This is a genomic window from Crossiella sp. CA198 (genome assembly GCF_052078295.1).
GTDB lineage: Bacteria > Actinomycetota > Actinomycetes > Mycobacteriales > Pseudonocardiaceae > Crossiella.
In genome coordinates this window covers 178311-195128 of record NZ_JBQJIM010000007.1, presented here as the reverse complement: position 1 = coordinate 195128, position 16818 = coordinate 178311, and the positions used below count along the sequence as shown (strand labels likewise).

15 protein-coding genes are annotated in these 16818 nt (G+C 71.4%); 10 read left to right on the top strand and 5 right to left on the bottom strand.

What is annotated here, in order from left to right:
* Positions 1-88: 88 nt before the first annotated feature.
* The gene (locus tag ACTOWY_RS13880; protein ID WP_441310026.1) at positions 89-1087 is read left to right on the top strand and encodes a LacI family DNA-binding transcriptional regulator; all 999 of its coding nucleotides are present in this window, start codon (positions 89-91) and stop codon (positions 1085-1087) included.
* Here ACTOWY_RS13880 and ACTOWY_RS13875 read toward each other — a convergent pair whose 3' ends face one another.
* Positions 1088-2926: a glycoside hydrolase gene (locus ACTOWY_RS13875; RefSeq protein WP_441310025.1), complete on the bottom strand. Its 1839-nt coding sequence runs from the start codon at positions 2924-2926 to the stop codon at positions 1088-1090.
* Between the two features lie 64 nt (positions 2927-2990).
* Here ACTOWY_RS13875 and ACTOWY_RS13870 point away from each other — a divergent pair, with 64 nt between their 5' ends.
* The 3 genes from ACTOWY_RS13870 to ACTOWY_RS13860 all read left to right on the top strand — a co-directional run bounded on the left by ACTOWY_RS13870 (position 2991) and on the right by ACTOWY_RS13860 (position 7125).
* The gene (locus ACTOWY_RS13870; protein ID WP_441310024.1) at positions 2991-3659 is read left to right on the top strand and encodes a response regulator transcription factor; all 669 of its coding nucleotides are present in this window, start codon (positions 2991-2993) and stop codon (positions 3657-3659) included.
* 14 nt (positions 3660-3673) lie between these two features.
* Positions 3674-4966, top strand: a complete 1293-nt coding sequence (locus ACTOWY_RS13865) for an ATP-binding protein (protein ID WP_441310023.1) — start codon at positions 3674-3676, stop codon at positions 4964-4966.
* A 227-nt stretch (positions 4967-5193) separates the two neighbouring features.
* Positions 5194-7125 carry an N-acetylmuramoyl-L-alanine amidase gene (locus ACTOWY_RS13860; RefSeq protein WP_441310022.1) on the top strand — a complete coding sequence of 644 codons (1932 nt, stop codon included), beginning with the start codon at positions 5194-5196 and terminating at the stop codon, positions 7123-7125.
* Between the two features lie 56 nt (positions 7126-7181).
* Here the strand turns inward: ACTOWY_RS13860 and ACTOWY_RS13855 are convergent, their stop codons facing one another.
* Together ACTOWY_RS13855 and ACTOWY_RS13850 are read right to left on the bottom strand one after the other, a co-directional pair.
* Positions 7182-7913 (bottom strand): DUF4097 family beta strand repeat-containing protein, encoded by a 732-nt coding sequence (locus ACTOWY_RS13855; RefSeq protein WP_441310021.1) that lies wholly within the window; start codon positions 7911-7913, stop codon positions 7182-7184.
* Between the two features lie 88 nt (positions 7914-8001).
* Positions 8002-9387 carry a polysaccharide lyase 6 family protein gene (locus ACTOWY_RS13850; RefSeq protein ID WP_441310020.1) on the bottom strand — a complete coding sequence of 462 codons (1386 nt, stop codon included), beginning with the start codon at positions 9385-9387 and terminating at the stop codon, positions 8002-8004.
* Between the two features lie 92 nt (positions 9388-9479).
* On the opposite strand from ACTOWY_RS13850, the gene ACTOWY_RS13845 reads away from it, so the two are divergent.
* From ACTOWY_RS13845 to ACTOWY_RS13820, 6 genes are read left to right on the top strand one after another with little or no spacing between them, the layout of a single operon-like run.
* On the top strand, positions 9480-10229 hold the full coding sequence (locus ACTOWY_RS13845) for a MerR family transcriptional regulator (protein ID WP_441310019.1): 750 nt from the start codon (positions 9480-9482) through the stop codon (positions 10227-10229).
* Positions 10230-10261: 32 nt separating this feature from the next.
* Entirely contained in the window at positions 10262-10627 is a 366-nt protein-coding gene (locus tag ACTOWY_RS13840) for a hypothetical protein (protein WP_441310018.1), read from the top strand.
* Between the two features lie 40 nt (positions 10628-10667).
* The gene (locus tag ACTOWY_RS13835) at positions 10668-12197 is read left to right on the top strand and encodes a hypothetical protein (protein WP_441310017.1); all 1530 of its coding nucleotides are present in this window, start codon (positions 10668-10670) and stop codon (positions 12195-12197) included.
* A gap of 13 nt (positions 12198-12210) precedes the next feature.
* Positions 12211-12873 carry an ABC transporter ATP-binding protein gene (locus ACTOWY_RS13830; protein ID WP_441310016.1) on the top strand — a complete coding sequence of 221 codons (663 nt, stop codon included), beginning with the start codon at positions 12211-12213 and terminating at the stop codon, positions 12871-12873.
* On the top strand, positions 12870-14087 hold the full coding sequence (locus tag ACTOWY_RS13825; protein ID WP_441310015.1) for an ABC transporter permease: 1218 nt from the start codon (positions 12870-12872) through the stop codon (positions 14085-14087). Before ACTOWY_RS13830 ends, ACTOWY_RS13825 begins: the two co-directional genes overlap by 4 nt.
* Before the next feature lie 2 nt (positions 14088-14089).
* Positions 14090-15058 (top strand): hypothetical protein, encoded by a 969-nt coding sequence (locus tag ACTOWY_RS13820; protein ID WP_441310014.1) that lies wholly within the window; start codon positions 14090-14092, stop codon positions 15056-15058.
* A 156-nt stretch (positions 15059-15214) separates the two neighbouring features.
* Here the strand turns inward: ACTOWY_RS13820 and ACTOWY_RS13815 are convergent, their stop codons facing one another.
* A complete protein-coding gene (locus tag ACTOWY_RS13815; RefSeq protein WP_441310013.1) occupies positions 15215-15823 on the bottom strand; it encodes a DUF1579 family protein in 609 nt (202 codons plus the stop codon).
* Between the two features lie 67 nt (positions 15824-15890).
* The gene (locus ACTOWY_RS13810; RefSeq protein WP_441310012.1) at positions 15891-16814 is read right to left on the bottom strand and encodes a LysR family transcriptional regulator; all 924 of its coding nucleotides are present in this window, start codon (positions 16812-16814) and stop codon (positions 15891-15893) included.
* Positions 16815-16818 lie beyond the last annotated feature (4 nt).

The window sequence follows — 16818 nt, the reverse complement described above, 5'->3', positions numbered from 1 at the left end:
GCAATCGATTTCGCCAAGATTCTTTCTTAATTTGCGGTCGGGTCAATAAGGTGTCCGCGGGGACAGCGCGCAGCAAGGGGTCAGCAAGTTGGCGACGATCAGTGATGTAGCCGCACGGGCAGGGGTGTCCACCGCGACGGTCTCGCGGGCGTTGAACGGCAAGTCCACCGTGGACCCGGAGCTGGCGAGCCGGGTGCGGGCGGCGGCGAAGGAACTCGGGTACCGGCCCAACGGCCTGGCCCGCAACCTGCGCAGGCAGGAGACCGCGGTGCTCGCCTTGATCATCTCAGACGTGGAGAACCCGTTCTTCACGGCCATCGCCCGCGGGGTGGAGGACACCGCGCAGGCCGGTGGCTACCAGGTGGTCCTGTGCAATTCGGATGAGAACGCGGACAAGGAACGGCGTTACGTCGAGGTGGCGCTGAGCGAGCGGGCGGCGGGCGTGATCGTCTCGCCCTCGGGGCTGCCCGGCAGCCTGGACCCGCTCTTCGACAGCGGCACCCCGGTGGTGGCGGTGGACCGCCGGATGCCGGACCGCTCCTGCGACATGGTGCTGGTGCACAGCCGCCTGGCCGCCCGCCAGGCCACCGAGCACCTCATCGAGCAGGGCTACCAGCGGATCGCCTGCCTGACCGGCCCGGAGGGGGTGCCCACGGCCGATGACCGCGCCGCGGGCTACCGGGACGCCCTGGTCGGCACCGGGCGCCGGGAGCTGCTGCGCCGGGCCGAGTACCGGGCGCCGGGCGCGCAGGTGGCGGCCTCGGAGCTGCTCGGCGGGCCGGAGCGGCCGGACGCGATGCTGGTGGGCAACAGCGCGATGGCGGTCGGGGTGCTGGCCGCGATGCGCGCGCACGGGTTGCGGGCCGGGCTCGATCTGGGGCTGGTCTCCTTCGACGACGCACCGTGGACGACGTTGCTGGAGCCGCAGCTCAGCGTGGTGGCCCAGCCCGCCTACCAGATCGGGGTGCAGGCCACCCGGCTGCTGCTGGCCCGGATCGCCGATCCGGGGCGACTACCCAGCACGGTGACCCTGGACGCCCGGCTCATCCCGCGCGGCAGCTCCACCAGGAGTCCAGGATCGCCGTGATCACCAGGCCGTCGGGCAGTACTTCCGCGCGCTCCGCGAGGTTTCCACGCAGCCCGTGCTGAAGTCGGCGCGCACCCGCAGCACGCCGTTGCCGAACTCCGTCTCCTGCACCCTGGGATCACCGTCCACCCAGCGGAATGCGGTCAGCGGTTCGGTCCCGGCCAGCTTGTGCAGCGGCGAGAACACCTGGTGCAGCTCAGCGATCCGCTCGCCGTGCCGGTCCAGCTCGCCCTGGTCCAGCACCAGGTTCGGCGGGGTGTTGTAGAGCAGCGCGAGCAGGATGCGGTCGGTGGCCAGGGCCGGGAGTTTGGACAGCGGCAGCTCCCAGCGGTCGGTGGAGATCAGCGAATCGTGCAGCACGGTCTGATACAGCGGGACGCGCACCGCCGGGTCGAACAGGAACCTGGTCAGCTCGGCGGACAGCTCGACCGGCTTGAAGAAGAACGCCGGGGCCGCTTCCGGATACCAGGCGCCCCAGTTCGGCTTGTCCCGCTGGGCCGTCCACAGCGCGTCGGTGATCGGGGTGGCCGAGCCGTGGTTGAAGGCGAGGACCTGATTCGCCCAGCCCGCGGCGGTTTCCGAACCGAGCACCAGACCGCGTTCGCCGGAGAGCCAGGCCATCCGCTTGAGCCGGTTGGCGCGATCCTGTTCCTGGGTCATCGGATGAGCCGGTGCGTGGTCGTCGAAGAGTTCGCTGGCGGCGTCCACGTCGAGGAAGTAGCTGTCCGCGCCGTTGGCCGTCCACTCGCGCACCCGGTCCCGGTAGACCGAGTCGGGCAGGGCGGCGGTGCTGAGGTAACAGCCGCGGCCGCCGAACCCGGTTTGCGGGGTGCCGTCGGCCTTGCGGACACAGCCTTCCGGCCAGAGTTTCCCCGGCCAGACCGAGCCGGGATTGTCCGCGGTGGCCGGATCCTGGGCGTTGTCCCAGGAGTCGTACGGGCCGACCAGGTACCCGGCCTGCCGGGCCTCGGCCACCGCCTCCTTGCTCATCGGGGTGCCGTCGTAACCCAGCCACAGCCGGTCGATGCCCAGCTCGCGCAACCGGCGCACGCCCTCGGCCTGCCGGGCCTGACCCCAGCCGTAGGCGTGCAACGCGCCGAGCAGCTTGCCAGCCGCGGGGTTGGCCTTGATCTTCGCCCGCAGGTTGCCGAGTCCGCCACGGGCGGCCAGGAACCGGCGGTAGTCCGCGGCGGCGGCCACCGGGGAGCCATCGGTGAGTCCGAAGTCGACGGTATATTCCGGCGTGCGCGCCTCGAACCGGTGTTCCGCGGTGACGCGCAACCGATTGTCCACAGTGGACACAGCGAGGTCGGTGCCGATCTCGGTGGACACCAGGTAGCTCACCCCGCGCCCACCCAGGGTCTGCCCCCAGAACGGCAATGTCAGACCGCCAGAGACCGGCACCGTGCCCAGGCGCTCGGCCCACCAGGTGTCGGTGACCGGCACGGACAGGCCCTCGCCCCGCGGCACGGCCAGCCGGGTGGAGGCCGGATCGGCGCCACTGACCGGCCAGCGCAGACTGCCCGCCCCACCGTGGACGGTGACCCGCAGCCTGCCCTCGCGCACCCCGGCCCAGACCCGGTAGCCGCGCTCGGGGTACCGCCAGGTCACGCCGTCCTTGTTGCGCCGCAACCCGGCCACCGGGCCCAACCCGTCAACACCCGCTGACACCAGGGCCGGGCCGGTGATCTCCATTGTGGACGGACGCAGCCGCAGCACCCCGCCGCTCACCGGGAACAACACCTCACCGGCCGCGGGCTCGGCGGTGGCGGGTGTTCCGGTGAGCAGCAGGGCAAGGGCGAGGCCGCCGGACACGACTCGTTCACGTGATGTTCGCACCGGATCACCATGTCGGGTACGGATGAGAGTCCGGTGAGAATCCCTTGGCTACCATCGGGGCATCATGCGGGTACTGGTGGCCGAGGACGACGATGCCGTGCGCACGGCGGTCGAGCTGGCGCTGAGCACCGCGGGCCACCAGGTGCGCGGGGTAGGCGACGGCGGGCTGGCGCTGGCCGAGATCGCGGATTGGCGGCCGGACGCGGTGGTCCTCGACCTGCTGATGCCCTTCACCGACGGCCTCACCGTGTGCCGCCGGTTGCGCGCGAGCGGTGACCGGACGCCGATCCTGGTGCTGACCGCCAGGGACGCGGTGGGCGACCGGATCGCCGGGCTGGACGCCGGGGCCGATGACTACCTGGTCAAGCCGTTCGACCTGGACGAGCTGCTGGCCAGGGTGCGGGCGCTGCTGCGCCGGGCCTACCCGGCCGATCCGGCGATCCTGCGACACGGGGATCTCATCGTGGACACCGCCGCCCGGCTGGTGCGCCGAGGCGACCGGCGGATCGAGTTGAGCCGCACCGAGTTCGCCCTGCTGGAGGTGCTGGCGCGCAACGCCGGCCGGGCGCTGCCGCGGGAGTCGATCATCGAGCTGGTGTGGGGTCCCGGACTGTCCACAGCGAACTCACTGGCGGTGTATATCCGGTATCTGCGCGGCAAGCTGGAGACGCCTGGCGAGCCCCCGTTGCTGCACACGGTTCGCGGACTTGGTTATCGACTGGGTGACCCGTGAGGCGCCGCTGGCCATTGCGCGCCAGAATCGCTGTCACCGGCGCGCTGGCGGTCGCGCTGACGTCCACGGCGATGGCGGTGGCCGCCTACCTGCTGATCGCGGGTGAGCTGCACCGGTCGACCGACCTGGGCTTACAGCGGGAGGTGACTCGGCTGAAACGCGTGGCCCCCGACGCCTGGATCCCCGCTGGCCCCTGCGAGTTCATCACCGCGCCGGCGTGCGCGCAGAAGGTGACCGCGGACGGGCGGATCACCGACGACGCCGGTCTGCCGGTCACCGAGGAGACCCGCGCGGTCGCCGCAGGCCGCCGCACCGCCTTCTTCAGCGCGGCCACCATCGGCGGCCACCCGGTACGCATGCTCACCTCGCCGCTGGCCGAGGGGGTCGCGGTGCAGGTGGCGGTGCGCTCGGACCGCACCGAGGAGAGCCTCCACCGGATCGGCTGGGCGCTCATCGGCGCCGGCCTGGTCGGCGTCGCGGTGGCCGCCGCGGCCGGATACCTGGTGGCGCGCAGCGGTTTGCGCCCGGTGGCCGCGCTCACCGAGGCGACCGAGCGGGTGGCCGCGAACCGGGATCCACGGGCCCGCATCGAGGTCGACGGCGCGGACGAACTGGCCAGGCTGTCCACCGGGTTCAACACCATGCTCGCCGAACTGGACGCCGCCCTTGCCGCACAACGACAACTGGTCGCCGACGCCTCACACGAACTACGCACCCCGCTGACCGGCCTGCGCGCCAACATCGACCTGCTGCGCCGCGCCGACCAGCTCACCCAGACCCAGCGCGGCGACGTGCTCACCGCCCTGCACACCCAGGCCACCCGGCTGACCGGCCTGGTCACCGACCTGATCGAACTGGCCCGCGGCGAGGAAGCCGCCGACCCGGCCGAGGAACTACGCCTGGACCTGCTGGTCGAACACGTCGCCGCCGAAGTGGGCGCCCACTGGCCCCGCACCGCCTTCTGCCTGGACCTGGACCCCACCGCGATCACCGGCCAGCCCGGCCGCCTGGCCCGCGCGGTACGCAACCTGCTGGACAACGCGGGCAAGTTCAGCCCACCCGGCGGGATCGTGCGAGTTTCCTTGCGCGACAAGGAGTTGTGCGTGCGAGACCAGGGGCCGGGGATCCCGGCGGCGGACCTGGATCTGGTGTTCGAGCGCTTCTACCGCTCGGCCGCGGCCCGGTCGTTGCCGGGCTCGGGGCTGGGGCTGGCGATCGTGGGACAGGTGGCGCGGGCACACGGGGCGACCGTGTCCGCGGAGTGTCCCGAGGGCGGCGGCACGTTGCTGCGCATGCGTTTCAGCTGAAAATGGCGGTAGTGATTGGCGCGCTCCGCGCGCGGGATATTTCGCGCACCGTGTTGGCCGTTGTCGTACGGTGTGTTGGCCGTTCTGGACGGTGTGTTGGCCGAATGGGCGTACCAGTTCGGCCAACACCGGGTACGACAACGGCCAACACGCCGGCGAGGTACTCGCGGTCGCGGACTCCTTGTGGACTATTGCCACACAAGCGGCGTTGTGTGAAAGATGTCCACATGCCCGTTGTCCGGCGTCACCTCGTGCTGGGAGCCGCGTTCGCGGTGCTCGGCGCGCTTGTCACCCCGGTGTCCGCGACCGCCGCTCCGGCGGACCGGCAGGACGCGTTCACGGCCGCCGCCACCGAGTTCGGCGTGCCGCCGAGTGTGTTGCTCGGCGTCTCGTACCTCCAGTCGCGCTGGGATGCCAACGCGGGGGAACCGAGCCGCGGTGCGGGCTTCGGGCCCATGCACCTCACTGATGCGCGGGGCCTCGGCGTCGCCCCGGACACCCACCACGGGGACGGCGCCGAGGACCCGCGCGGGGACACTGCCCGGCCGCTGCGGCTGCCCGAACCCGCGCCCGCCGGCGCCGCCCCCGCCGGGTTGCAGACCCTGGACCTGGCCGCGCGGCTGACCGGGGCCGAGCCGGCGAAGTTGCGCTCGGATCCGGCGGTCAACATCCGTGGCGGCGCTGCCGTACTGGCCCAGTACCAGCGCGAACTACGGGGCGGCACCGCAACCGGGGACTGGTACGGGGCGGTGGCCAGGTACAGCGGGGCCACCGACACCGCGACCGCCCGCCGGTTCGCCGACGACGTGTTCGAGTTGCTGCGCACCGGCGCGGACCGGGTCACCGACGACGGGCACCGGGTCCGACTGACCGCCGATCCCGGGCTCAGCCCGCGAGTGTCCCAAGTGGACGGTCTTGGACTGCGCGCGCCGAAGCCGGATGCCACCGAGTGTCCGAGAAACCTGGGCTGTGAATGGATTCCGGCGCCGTACGAGCACTTCGACCCGAGCAAGCCGGGCAGCTACGGCAACCACGACCAGGCGGACCGGCCGCGCGATCTGAAGATCAAGTACATCATCGTGCACGACACCGAGGGCTACTACGACACCACGCTGCGGCTGGTGCAGAACCCGAAGTACGTGAGCTGGCAGTACACCCTGCGTTCGGTGGATGGCCATGTGGCGCAACACGTCCAGGCCGAGGACGTGGCCTGGCAGGCCGGGAACTGGTACATCAACTCGCACTCCATCGGCCTGGAGCACGAGGGTTTCGCGGCCAAGGGCACCTGGTACACCGAGGCGATGTACCGCTCCTCGGCCCGGCTGGTCCGCTACCTGGCGCACAAGTACGACATCCCCCTGGACCGCGGGCACATCCTGGGTCACGACAACGTCCCCGGCACCACCCCGGCCACCGTGCGCGGCATGCACTGGGACCCGGGCCCCTACTGGGACTGGGCGCACTACTTCGACCTGCTCGGCGCGCCCTTCCACACCAGCACCGGACCGTGGGCCGGGATCGTCACCATCAAACCGGACTATGCCACCCACCACCCGGCGATGTACGGCTGTGACAGCACCAAACCCGCCGACCCCTGCCCGGTTCGCGGCACCACCTCGGTGTTCCTGCACACCGAACCCAGCGCGGAGGCCCCACTGGTCAAGGATCCCGGGCTGCGGCCGGACGGCAGCAACAGCACCCGGCAGGTCAGCGACTACGGCGGCCGGGTGGACACCGGACAGCGTTTCGCGGTGGCCGAACGCCGCGGCGAATGGACCGCGATCTGGTACCTGGGCCAGAAAGCCTGGTTCCACAACCCGCGATCCAAGCCGACCGCGGTGAACAGCACCGGGTACACCGTCACCCCGCGGCCCGGCCTGACCGAGGTCCCGGTGTTCGGCCGGGCCTACCCGGAGGAAGCCGCCTACGCGGGCACCGGCGTGCCGTATCAGGCGATCGCGCCGTTGCAGTACACGATGCGCGCCGGGGAGAAGTACGTGCTCGCCGAGCACGAGGTGTCCACCGACTACTACTTCGCGCAGAACTGGGCGGGCCCGCGCACTGTCGTGCGAGGCAAGGACAAGTACTACCAGGTGTTCTTCGGGCACCGGGCGTTCTTCGTGAAGGCCGCGGACGTCCGGCTCAGCCCGAGCTGGTAGTCCCGGCGGCGCCCGGCGGAGGCGTCCCTCACCGCCTCCGCCGGGCCTGCTCCCCCTCAGCCGTACTTGACGGTGACGTCGCCGGAGTCGGCGGTCGCGGAGATCGTGCGCGGACTGCTCGCCTCCTGGGTGACGGCGATGTCCTTCTTGCCCGAATCGGTCTTGGCGGTCACCTGGTACCCGGCGGGCTCCTTGGGCACCGTGACGGTGACCGCGCCACTCCCGGCCTCGGCCACCACACTGCCCGGCGCGGCGGCGAACCCGGCGGTGATGTCACCGGAATCGGTGTGCAGCTCGGCCTTGGGCGAGCGCGCGCCGGAGGTGGTGACCGTGCCCGAGCCGGTGCGCGCCCACAGCGCGGCGACCGGGTTGTCCGCGCGCACGTCCCCGGAATCGGTCTCCAGTCGCAGGTCGCCCTTGACGTCATAGACCGAGACCGCACCCGAATCGGTGCGCAGCTGCACCGCGATCGCGGCGGGCACGGTGATCACGTAGTTGATCCCGCAGTTGTTCGAGCAGGTGGGCGGGGTGATCCGGAGCGTCTCGCCGGACCATTCCTCGTGCGCGACCGGCTTGTTGTTCGCCCACTCCAGTTTCCTGGTGACGCTGACCTTGCCGTCCCCACCGGCCCGGACCTCGACGTCGCCGCTGTCCAGGGTCACCTCCAGCTTGGCGATCTTCTGCTCGAAATCCTGTTGCTGGGTCTCCCGGTTGCGCGCGATCAGCGAGCACCCCGACAACAGCACGGCGCCGGTGACCAGCGCCGCCCCCACCTTGAGCATCCTCATGCGGCAACCGTAGTGATCGCGGGCCGCGCGCACGATCGGGTCACCACCTCCGGTGGAGGTAGGGCTAGCCCCACCTCCACCGGGTGACTCACGGCGCCGACGGGCCGACGTCGGCCTTCTGCAGCGGCTTGCGGCTCACCGAACCGCCGAACTCGTCCGCGCCCACGTCCAGCTTGCCGCTGCGCGCGTGCGGGTCGAAGTCGTTGGCGACAAAGGAATAGCTGCCCGCACCGGCGTCGATGGCCGGGCTGCCCGCGCTCAACCGCTTGAGCCCGTTGGCATCGGTGACCAGCTTCGGGTCGACGTTGCGGTAGCCGCCCGAGGGCATGCCCGCGCTCGCGCCGTAGGCGATGTTGCCCTCGTACTTCACCGTGGACCCGGCGCGCATCGCCACCAGCGAGCCGGAGCTGCCCACGATGATGTTGTTGGCCAGCACGCAGTCCTTGGGCAGGAAGGCGCCGCCGTCGCTGTCCACCACCGAGCTGGTGCCCAGCAGGGTGTTGTAGGCGACGGTGACCCGGTCCGGCCGGTCGTGCCCGGTGCTGGTCGGCGAGCTGTCCGCCTCCGAGCCCTTGCCGAAGACCAGCGCCCGTCCGCCGGTGGCCGCCACGTAGTTGTTGATGATCTTGTGGTCGTTGCCGTGGAAGCGGATGCCGGTGTTGCCGAAGAGCAGGTTGCCCTCCACCAGGTTGCGGTGGCCGTGCCGCAGCACGATGTAGCCCTTGCTGTCCCGGATGGTGTTGTACCGGATGGTGTTGTCCGATGCCTTCACCGAGATCGCCTCGGGGTCGCCGTTGGCCTTCTCGAACAGGTTGTGCTCGATGACCGCCCCGGCCGAGTAGCTCTGCTTGTGGCTGAAGCCCAGGCGGATCGACTCACCGCCGTTGGCGCCGGCGAAGCTGTGGTTGTAGAAGTAGTTGTGGTGCACCTTGGTGCGCTTGGCGACGTTGTCGCTGGGCCCGGCGATCTGCAGGAAGACCCCGGCGGTGCTGCGGTTCTGGAAGGTGTTGCGGTCGACCTCCACGTCATTGCCGTTGATGTTGACCCAGTTCCCGTCACCGGAGAACTGGATCGTGTTGCGGCTCAACCGGATGTGGTGCGCCGCGGTCGGCACGGACAGCGAACCGCCGTGCCGCAGCGAGAATCCGGACAGCTCCACGTAGCTGACGTTGTCGAAGGCGAACCCGGTGGATCCGGTGATGACCGCCTTGCCCACGTTGGCCGCGCTGACCGTGATCGGCGCGGACGCGGTGCCGGAACGGCGGACGGTGATCGCGCTGGTGGCGTTGTAGCTGCCGTCGGCCAGTTCGATCCGGTCACCCGGTTTGGCCGCGTTGAGCGCGTTCTGCAGCGCGGGCAGGCTGCTCACCCGCACCACTTCGGCAGCGGTGGACCCGGCCGTCGCGGCGGACGGCAGGGTGAGGACGATCGCGGCGGCCAGAACGGGCAGCAGCACGGCGGTGTGTCGTTTCATGTGCCAGCTCTCCAGTGAGACGGCGCGGCGGTGACCACAAGCTAGGGACACATCCGATCTCTAGTCAAGAACCTTGCCGAAGTCCGTTGATCATGGATGTGAACAGCCTGGTCAACGGCTCGCGACCATTTGACATCGCCGAAACGCGATGTTTCCCTGCCCGAGCCGCCCGACGGGGAGGCGGCTGCTTTCAAGGAGATTGTCATATGCGGGGCATGCGATTTTTCACGGTTGCCGAGCTGAGCACTCAGGCAAACGTGGCAGAACGCACTATTCGGGAGTACCGGGCCAAGGGATTGCTGCCACCGGTGGCCAGAATCAGCGGCCGACTCCACTTCGGTGACGAACACCTCACCGCCATCCAGCGCATCTCCGAATACCAGCGCGAGGGCCTCAACCTGGCCGCGATCCGACGAGTCATGGCCGAGGAGGCACACACCCCGCTGACCGGCCTGCTCCGGGAATTCCATCGGTTGCACAGCGCGGGCGAGGCGGCGGCGCGCCTGCTGGTCGACCACGGTGTCGTGCTGATCACCGAAGGCGGCGCCAAGCCGGGATCATCCGCCCTGCTCACCGCGGTGGCCCGGCTGGACAAGATCGGCGTGCCGCCCCGAGCGGGGCTGCTCTTCCTGGCAGAGCTGTTGCGGCAGCGGGACTTCCAGCCGGACTCGGTCGCCACCGCGCTGACCGGCCTGCGCCGCGGGTCGCCTGGGGCCGGTCCAGAGCTGCTGAGTCATCGGGTCGTGCACGCGGTGATCGGCGAGGTGCTGCGCCTGCGGCTGCGGCAGCTTGCCGGCCACTGTTCCTGTCCGGACTCCGGCGGAAACTCATGCCGGTCCTAGCTGATTCCGGCACGCCCGCGCATGCTGAATTCATGAACCTCAAGAAAGCGATGGCGGTCGCCGTCATCACCCTGGCCGGCGTCGCGGCGTTCGCCCCTGCCGCAATGGCGAACAGCAAATTCGGCAACAATCCGAAGAACGCGGCCTGGATCAAGAACAAGGCCAGCTTCAGCGCGACCGGTATCGGCGCCAGCGTCAGCGGGTCCGGCGGCGGCGTCAGCACCTCCAACGGTGGGGCCGAGTTCGGCCGGGAGTGGACCAACACCAACAACTGGATCGCTGACCTGTCCGGCAACGTCTGCGGCAACGGACTGACCCTCTACATCGGGGCCAACTCCGAGGCGGTGGCGCACGTGCCTCAGTACGGCACGCCCCGCAGCGCGATCGCGCGGGTCTGAGCCGATGCCAGGCCGGCCGGTGGTGCGGACGTGGCTGCCGGTGGCGGTCGTCCTGGCGGTGGTCCTGACCACGCTGTACTGGCCCACCGGCAGGCCGACCCCGTTGTCCCCGCTCGCCCTCCAACTCGAAGGGCTGCGCGCGGACAACGGGCTCTTCTACCGCCCCGCCCTGGCCGCCTCGGCCGCGCCCAGCCTGGCCGAGACGGCCTATGCCGACCAGGTGCTGGCGCTGACCGGGCAACGACCGCCCGCACTCGCTCCCGGCGCGCTGCCGCCCACGGAGCTGACCGGCGCGGCGGTGTGGAACCGCTGGTACCTCAACCGGATCGCGCGCGCCACCGGGGTGCCCAGCACAGCACTGGCCCCGGAGCGGATCCGCGCCGCGCTCCAGCCCGGTGGCTACCTCGAAGACGGCGCGGCGGCGGACTGGAGCAGGCTGGCCACCACCGCCGCCGGACTGGAAGTACTGGCTGACAACAACATCCCGGTCGATGAACCCGCTCGGGCGCGGATCTCCGGCTGGCTCGCCGCCCGCGCCGCCGAGCTGACCAATCCCTACCAGGCATGCACGCTGCGCACCGCGAGCAGGGCGCTCGGCCTGACCGAACCGGCCACGGTGCGGGCACAGGCGGAGTCCTGGTGGCAGCGGATCGGGCGATCGCTGGACGGGCTGCCCGGCGACGAGGCGGTGCTGGACGTCTACGGCTTCGCCTGCCTGACCGGTCGTTCGCCGCAGGCTCCCCGGCTGCTGGGCGTCCTGCGTGCGGAACTGGGCCAGGACATGGACGCCTTCCGCGCCTTCCACCTCGCCGCCACCTGGCGTGAACTCGGTGGCGACGCGGCCGCGCTGGCCCCACTGACCCGCCTGCTGGCCGGGCGCAGGCTGCCGAACGGGATGGTCGCGGCCAAGGACCGCCGGATCGGCACCATCGACAGCGCGCTGGCGGTCACCGAGATCCGCGCGCTGGCCGGCCTCGACGGGGACGACCGGCTACTGGTGACCGGGGTCGACGAACTGGCGGGCCAGGCCGAGCTGGATCCGGCGACGCTGGCCAAGGCCGCGCTGACCCGGCGTGCCACCGGCCAGGCGGACAGCGACCTGGACCGGCGAGCGCTGATCGCGCTGTCCGGCGCGGTGCCGCCGGAGATCAGCGGGGACGCCGCCGCGCGCTGGGTGAACCTGCGCCGGCTCCAGCTCAGGCTCGCCCCGGATCTCCCGTTGCCGCGGCTGACCGACTGGCGGCCGACGGGCCGGGAGGAGCGGCTCACCGCCTGGCAGGTGCTCGGTCTCACCGGTGACGCGGCGCCGCCGGGCCTGCGCGCCGAACTGGCCACCCTGCCCGGCCTGCTGGACCGGGACGCGGGCGCGCTCAGCCTGCGCGAGCTGCGCGCCGGCGTGCAGGCGTTGCGCCGCAACAACATCTCGGTGCCCGCAACCGCGGTTCAGCGAGCCGTGGCCGCGACCAAAGGCTGTCCGGCCCAGCCCGAACTGTACCGGCCGGAGCCCACGGCCACCGACTGCGATCTGTCCGCCACCGCCGACGCCCTGTGGCTGACCGCCAACCCCTGATCGGGAGCGAACTGTGCTCAGACTCGACCGGATCGTGCGCGCCCATGTGCGCCAAGGCATCCGCACCACGGTGCTCGACGAGGTGTCCCTGCACGTGGCCGCCGGGGAGCTGGTCGCGCTGCGCGGGGCGTCCGGCGCTGGCAAGACCACCCTGCTCGCGGTGGCCGGGCTGCTGGCCCGCCCGGATGCCGGCACAGTGTGGCTGGCCGGGCGGGACACCCGGGAACTGAGCGAGGCTCGGCTGGCCAGGGTACGGCGCGAAGAACTGGGCTTCGTGTTCCAGTCCGGCCACCTGCTGCCGCACCTGAGCGCGGTGCGCAACGTCGCGCTGGCCGTGCCCGGTCCGGCCGCCGCGGCGACCGCGCTGGCCGGAGCGGCGCTGGCCGGGCTGGGTCTGCACCCGCGGCGGGACCACCTGCCCGGCCTGCTCTCCGGTGGTGAGGCGCAACGGGTGGCCCTGGCCAGGGCGCTGGTCAACCGGCCGCGGCTGCTGCTGGCCGACGAACCCACCGGCAACCTCGACCCGGCCACCGGTCAGGTCGTGCTGGACCACCTGCGCGCGGCGGCGGAACGTGGCTGCGCGGTGCTGGTGGTCACCCATTCCGGCACTGTCGCCGCCGCGGCCGACCGCCGTCTGCACCTGGCCGAGGGCCGGCTGACCGAGGGAGATCGATGACCCGCACGTTGCCGATCGCCTGGCGGAATCTGCGGCAGTACCGCGGCAGGCTCACCCCGCTGGTCCTGGTGACCGTGCTGGGCTGTCTGCTCGCGCTGCTCGCGGCCGGGCTGGTCGGCCGGGCGGCGGAACGGACCAGGACCGGGATCGCCGAAGGACAGGCGCTGCGCACCATCGAACTGCGGGCCGCGCCGGAGCGGGCCGACACCCTGGCACTGACCAGCGGAAACCTGGACAAGCTTGGCGGCGTCGAGAATCTCGGCGCGATCGAGCCCAGTCTCCAGGCCGCCTTCGGCATCAAGACCGACAGCGTGCCCGGAGTGCTGCTGTATGCCACCGTGCCCCAGGATTCGCGGCGGCCACCGATCGTCGCGGGTACCCGGCCCGAGCTTTTCCCATTGCGGGACAACGAGGTTGTCCTACCGGCCCGGGTTCAGGGCGCCGACCTGACCGCGTTGCTGGGCAGCCGGGTCGAGGTCACCGCGACCCGGCAGGTCGCCGCGGGCCAGGGCGTGCCGCTCACCGAAGAGGTTCAGGTGGCCGGGCTCTACGATCCCGGCTACGCCGAGGACGGGCCGTCCGCGGCCTACGCCGATCCCGCGCTGGTGGTCCGCCTCGCCGCGGCCAAGGCCGGGGTGCCCGCGGCGGACTTCCTTTCACGGCAAGGATATTCCTCGGCGACCGTGCTGGCACGGCAGGCCGATCAGGTGCCGGCCGCGCTGACCCGGATCAGGGCGCTCGGGTTCAGCGCCACCAGCCTGGCCAGCAGGCTGAGCGAACTGCCAGCCGCGCTGGAACTGTTGTCCGTCTTCGCCTACGTCGTGCTGGCCCTGCTGCTGGTGTTCAGCCTGCTCTCCGGCCTGACCCTGGCAGGCTCGTTCGTGCGCGGCCGGACCAGGGAGATCGGGGTGCTCAAGGCGATCGGCTTCGCCCGACGCCGGATCCTGGCCCTGCTGCTGACCGAACTGGCCATCGCCGGGCTGCTGGCCGGGACGGTGGGCGTGCTGCTGGGCAACCTCGCGGTCGCCGCCGCCGCCGGGCTCGGCGGCCGGACCCTGTTCGGCGTCACCCTGCCGCCGGGCACCGGCCTGCCAAGTCCACTGTGGACACTCGGGCTGCTGTTCGGGCCCGCGCTGGCCATGCTGCTCGGCGCACTACGCCCGGCGATCCGGGCCGCGGCCCTGCCGCCCGAACGCGCGCTGCGGGAGTGGTGACCATGCGCCGGACCGCCGCGCTGGGGCTGGCCGTGCTGCTGCTGGCCGGTTGCGCCCGGCCGTTGAGCGCCGAATGGGCCGCGGCGGGCTCGTTCGTCGTGGTCCGGGACGGCGGCCGGAAACTGCTCGTCGGCCTGGACACCGCCACGGCCCGCGCGCTGCCGCTGGCCACGCTGCCCGGTGCGGCCAACCAGGACCAGCCACTGGACACCGCGCTGATCACGGTCGCCGACCGCACCCTGGTCTTCTCCGGCATCGATGACGGGCTCGGCGCGGACGTGCTGGAACTGGATCGCGCCGGCCGAAGCGTCCGTCCACTGCGGACGGTCCCGGCAGCCCAGTACCCGACCGGCCTGGACCAGGGGCTGCTCGGGATCGGCCGCACCGTGCACACCTACCGCGCGACCGACCTCGGCACGATCGCCGAGGACAGCTGGCCCGAAGTGATCACCGCGGGCGACGGCCGCTGCCTCGCGGGCACCACCGGAACCACCCCGCGCCGCGCCGGCACACTGCGCCGCGGTGCGGGAGTTCCGGTCCCACTCGGCCAGGGCGCCGTACCGGTGTCGGTCTCCTGTGTGGCGGACCTGGCCCTGCTGAGCCTGGTCCGCGACGGCGAGAGCGGAGCACCCGGAAAGACCGTGCTGGTGCGCGGATCCGGTGCGCCCCAGCCCATCGAGACCGGACCCGACCCGCGCGCGGTGCGGCTGATCAGCGCCGGACTGGCCGCGGTGGACGTCGCCAAGGACGGCGGCCGGGCGATCCGGCTGATCGAACTGCCCGGCGGCCGGGTCCGGCACGAGATGCCCGTGCCCATCGGTTCCCAGGTGAACACGATCGACCTGGCCGCCGACGGCACCCTCGTGGTGGTGGGCGGGCGCACGGCGGTCCTGATCAACCCGGACACCGGCGCGAGCCGCACGGTGGAACTGCCCGGCAAGACCACGACCTACCTGACCCGCCTCAGCTAGCCCCACCCGCCCCCGTGTTGGCCGTTGTGGACGGTGTGTTGGCCGTTGTGGACGGTGTGTTGGCCGAAGGGGCGTACCAGTTCGGCCAACACCGGGTACGACAACGGCCAACACGCCGGCGCGTGACGGGCCGGACCTCTGGCGACACGCTCGCGCTTAGCGGCGGGTGTAGGTCTTGCGGTCGGCCAGTCGTTCCGGCTCGCCGGGCGGGGTGAAGAGCAGGTCGATCACCTGCCGGTCCGGGGTCTCGAACCGGATGACCGTACGCATCCGGATGGTCTTGCCGATGTAGGCGTCCCCCAGCACGCCCTGGTCCACGAACTCGCCAGTCATGTTCAGCTCGGCGGAGCCGTTGTCGGAGGCGCCGTGGTAGCTCATCATGGCCGCGTTGAGCGCGTCGATGGTGACGAACTCGTACTGCTTGGCCATGTTCGCGTGCGCCAGCCAGCCGAGCCGGTAGTACGGGCCGCCGTTGAAGGTGCCGGTCAGCTCTTCCTGGAGGTGGCGGCCGCCGGTGCCCTCCACCCAGCGGCGGGTGCCCTTGACGTCCTTGGCCACCAACGGTTTCTCCGCGGTGCCACCGGCGATGAAGGTGCGCATCTCCACCTCCCACTCACCGATGAGCGGTTGCAGGCGCTGGTGTGCGGGGCCGGGTTGGCCGTTGCGCACCAGGGTCGGTACCTCGGGGCTGGCGGGGGCGGCGGCGCAGGAGGCGAGCAGGGTCAGGGTCAGTGCGACTGTGGTCGCGAGAAGTCTTGTCAGCACGGGGGAAGTCTGGGATCGGCGGCCGGCCGGAACAACAGTCGATCATCAATGGTTCCGATTAGCCGGGCTAATCAATCGGCGCCAGTTCGGCGGCGAGGTCCACGAAAGCCCGTACCGCGGCCGAATCCTGGTGCCACACCGGCACGGCCAGCATCGGCGGCAGGTCCCGGATCGGCACCGCGACCAGACCGGGGAACGGCATCCGGTCCAGCACCCCGGCCACCGAGCAGTGCAGGCCGACCCCGCGGGCGACCAGGATCAGCGCGTCGTCGACCAGCATGCTGGTCTTGCCGGTCAGCGCGCACAGGTCATCGGAGGTCTGTGGGATCGGCCGGCCGGACGGGGTGACCACCGGGGTCCAGGCGGCGCGGTGCGCGGGCGGCGCGGAGTTGGTGGGGTTGCACAGCAGGTGACCGGCCAGGTCCTCCACACAGATCGACTCGCCGCGGGCCAGTGGGTGATCGGCCGGGGTGACCAGTGCCCGTGGATGTCTGGCGAGCACCGGTCCGACGCCGAGTCCGGTGTCCCGCAACAGTTCCGGGTCGCCAGGGGACCAGGTGAGCACCACCTGCGCGCCGGCGAAGACCGGCAGCAGGTCCGGGCCGATCTCGGTGGCGTTGAGCTGGATCGCGCACCGCGGGTGCCTGGCCTCGAAGGCCCGCACCAGCCCGGTGACGAAGTCCAGGCCCATCGACGGGTGGTAGCCCACCCGCAGCGTGCCGTTGACCCCGCGCGCGAGCACCTGGCACGCGCGCAGGGTGGTCAGCAGTTGCTCGTGCCCGGTGCGCGCCCCGGCCAGGAACTCCTTGCCCAGCCCGGTGAGCCGGACCGAACGGCTGGTCCGCTCGAACAGCGCGCCGCCGATCTCCCGTTCCAGGGTCCGGATCGTCTGGCTCACCCGGCCCTGGGTCAGGTGCAGGCGAGCCGCGGTGCGGCCGAAGTGGAGTTCCTCGGCCAGCACCAGGAATGCCTCGATCTCGCGTAACTCCATCAGT

What these genes read in the sequence shown, in the direction of transcription:
- ACTOWY_RS13870 (WP_441310024.1), top strand. Translation starts at nt 2,991, where the DNA reads ATGCGGGTACTGGTGGCCGAGGACGACGATGCCGTGCGCACGGCGGTC.
- ACTOWY_RS13860 (WP_441310022.1), top strand. Translation starts at nt 5,194, where the DNA reads ATGCCCGTTGTCCGGCGTCACCTCGTGCTGGGAGCCGCGTTCGCGGTG.
- ACTOWY_RS13855 (WP_441310021.1), bottom strand. Translation starts at nt 7,913, where the DNA reads ATGAGGATGCTCAAGGTGGGGGCGGCGCTGGTCACCGGCGCCGTGCTG.
- ACTOWY_RS13850 (WP_441310020.1), bottom strand. Translation starts at nt 9,387, where the DNA reads ATGAAACGACACACCGCCGTGCTGCTGCCCGTTCTGGCCGCCGCGATC.
- ACTOWY_RS13845 (WP_441310019.1), top strand. Translation starts at nt 9,480, where the DNA reads ATGGATGTGAACAGCCTGGTCAACGGCTCGCGACCATTTGACATCGCC.
- ACTOWY_RS13840 (WP_441310018.1), top strand. Translation starts at nt 10,262, where the DNA reads ATGAACCTCAAGAAAGCGATGGCGGTCGCCGTCATCACCCTGGCCGGC.
- ACTOWY_RS13825 (WP_441310015.1), top strand. Translation starts at nt 12,870, where the DNA reads ATGACCCGCACGTTGCCGATCGCCTGGCGGAATCTGCGGCAGTACCGC.
- ACTOWY_RS13820 (WP_441310014.1), top strand. Translation starts at nt 14,090, where the DNA reads ATGCGCCGGACCGCCGCGCTGGGGCTGGCCGTGCTGCTGCTGGCCGGT.
- ACTOWY_RS13810 (WP_441310012.1), bottom strand. Translation starts at nt 16,814, where the DNA reads ATGGAGTTACGCGAGATCGAGGCATTCCTGGTGCTGGCCGAGGAACTC.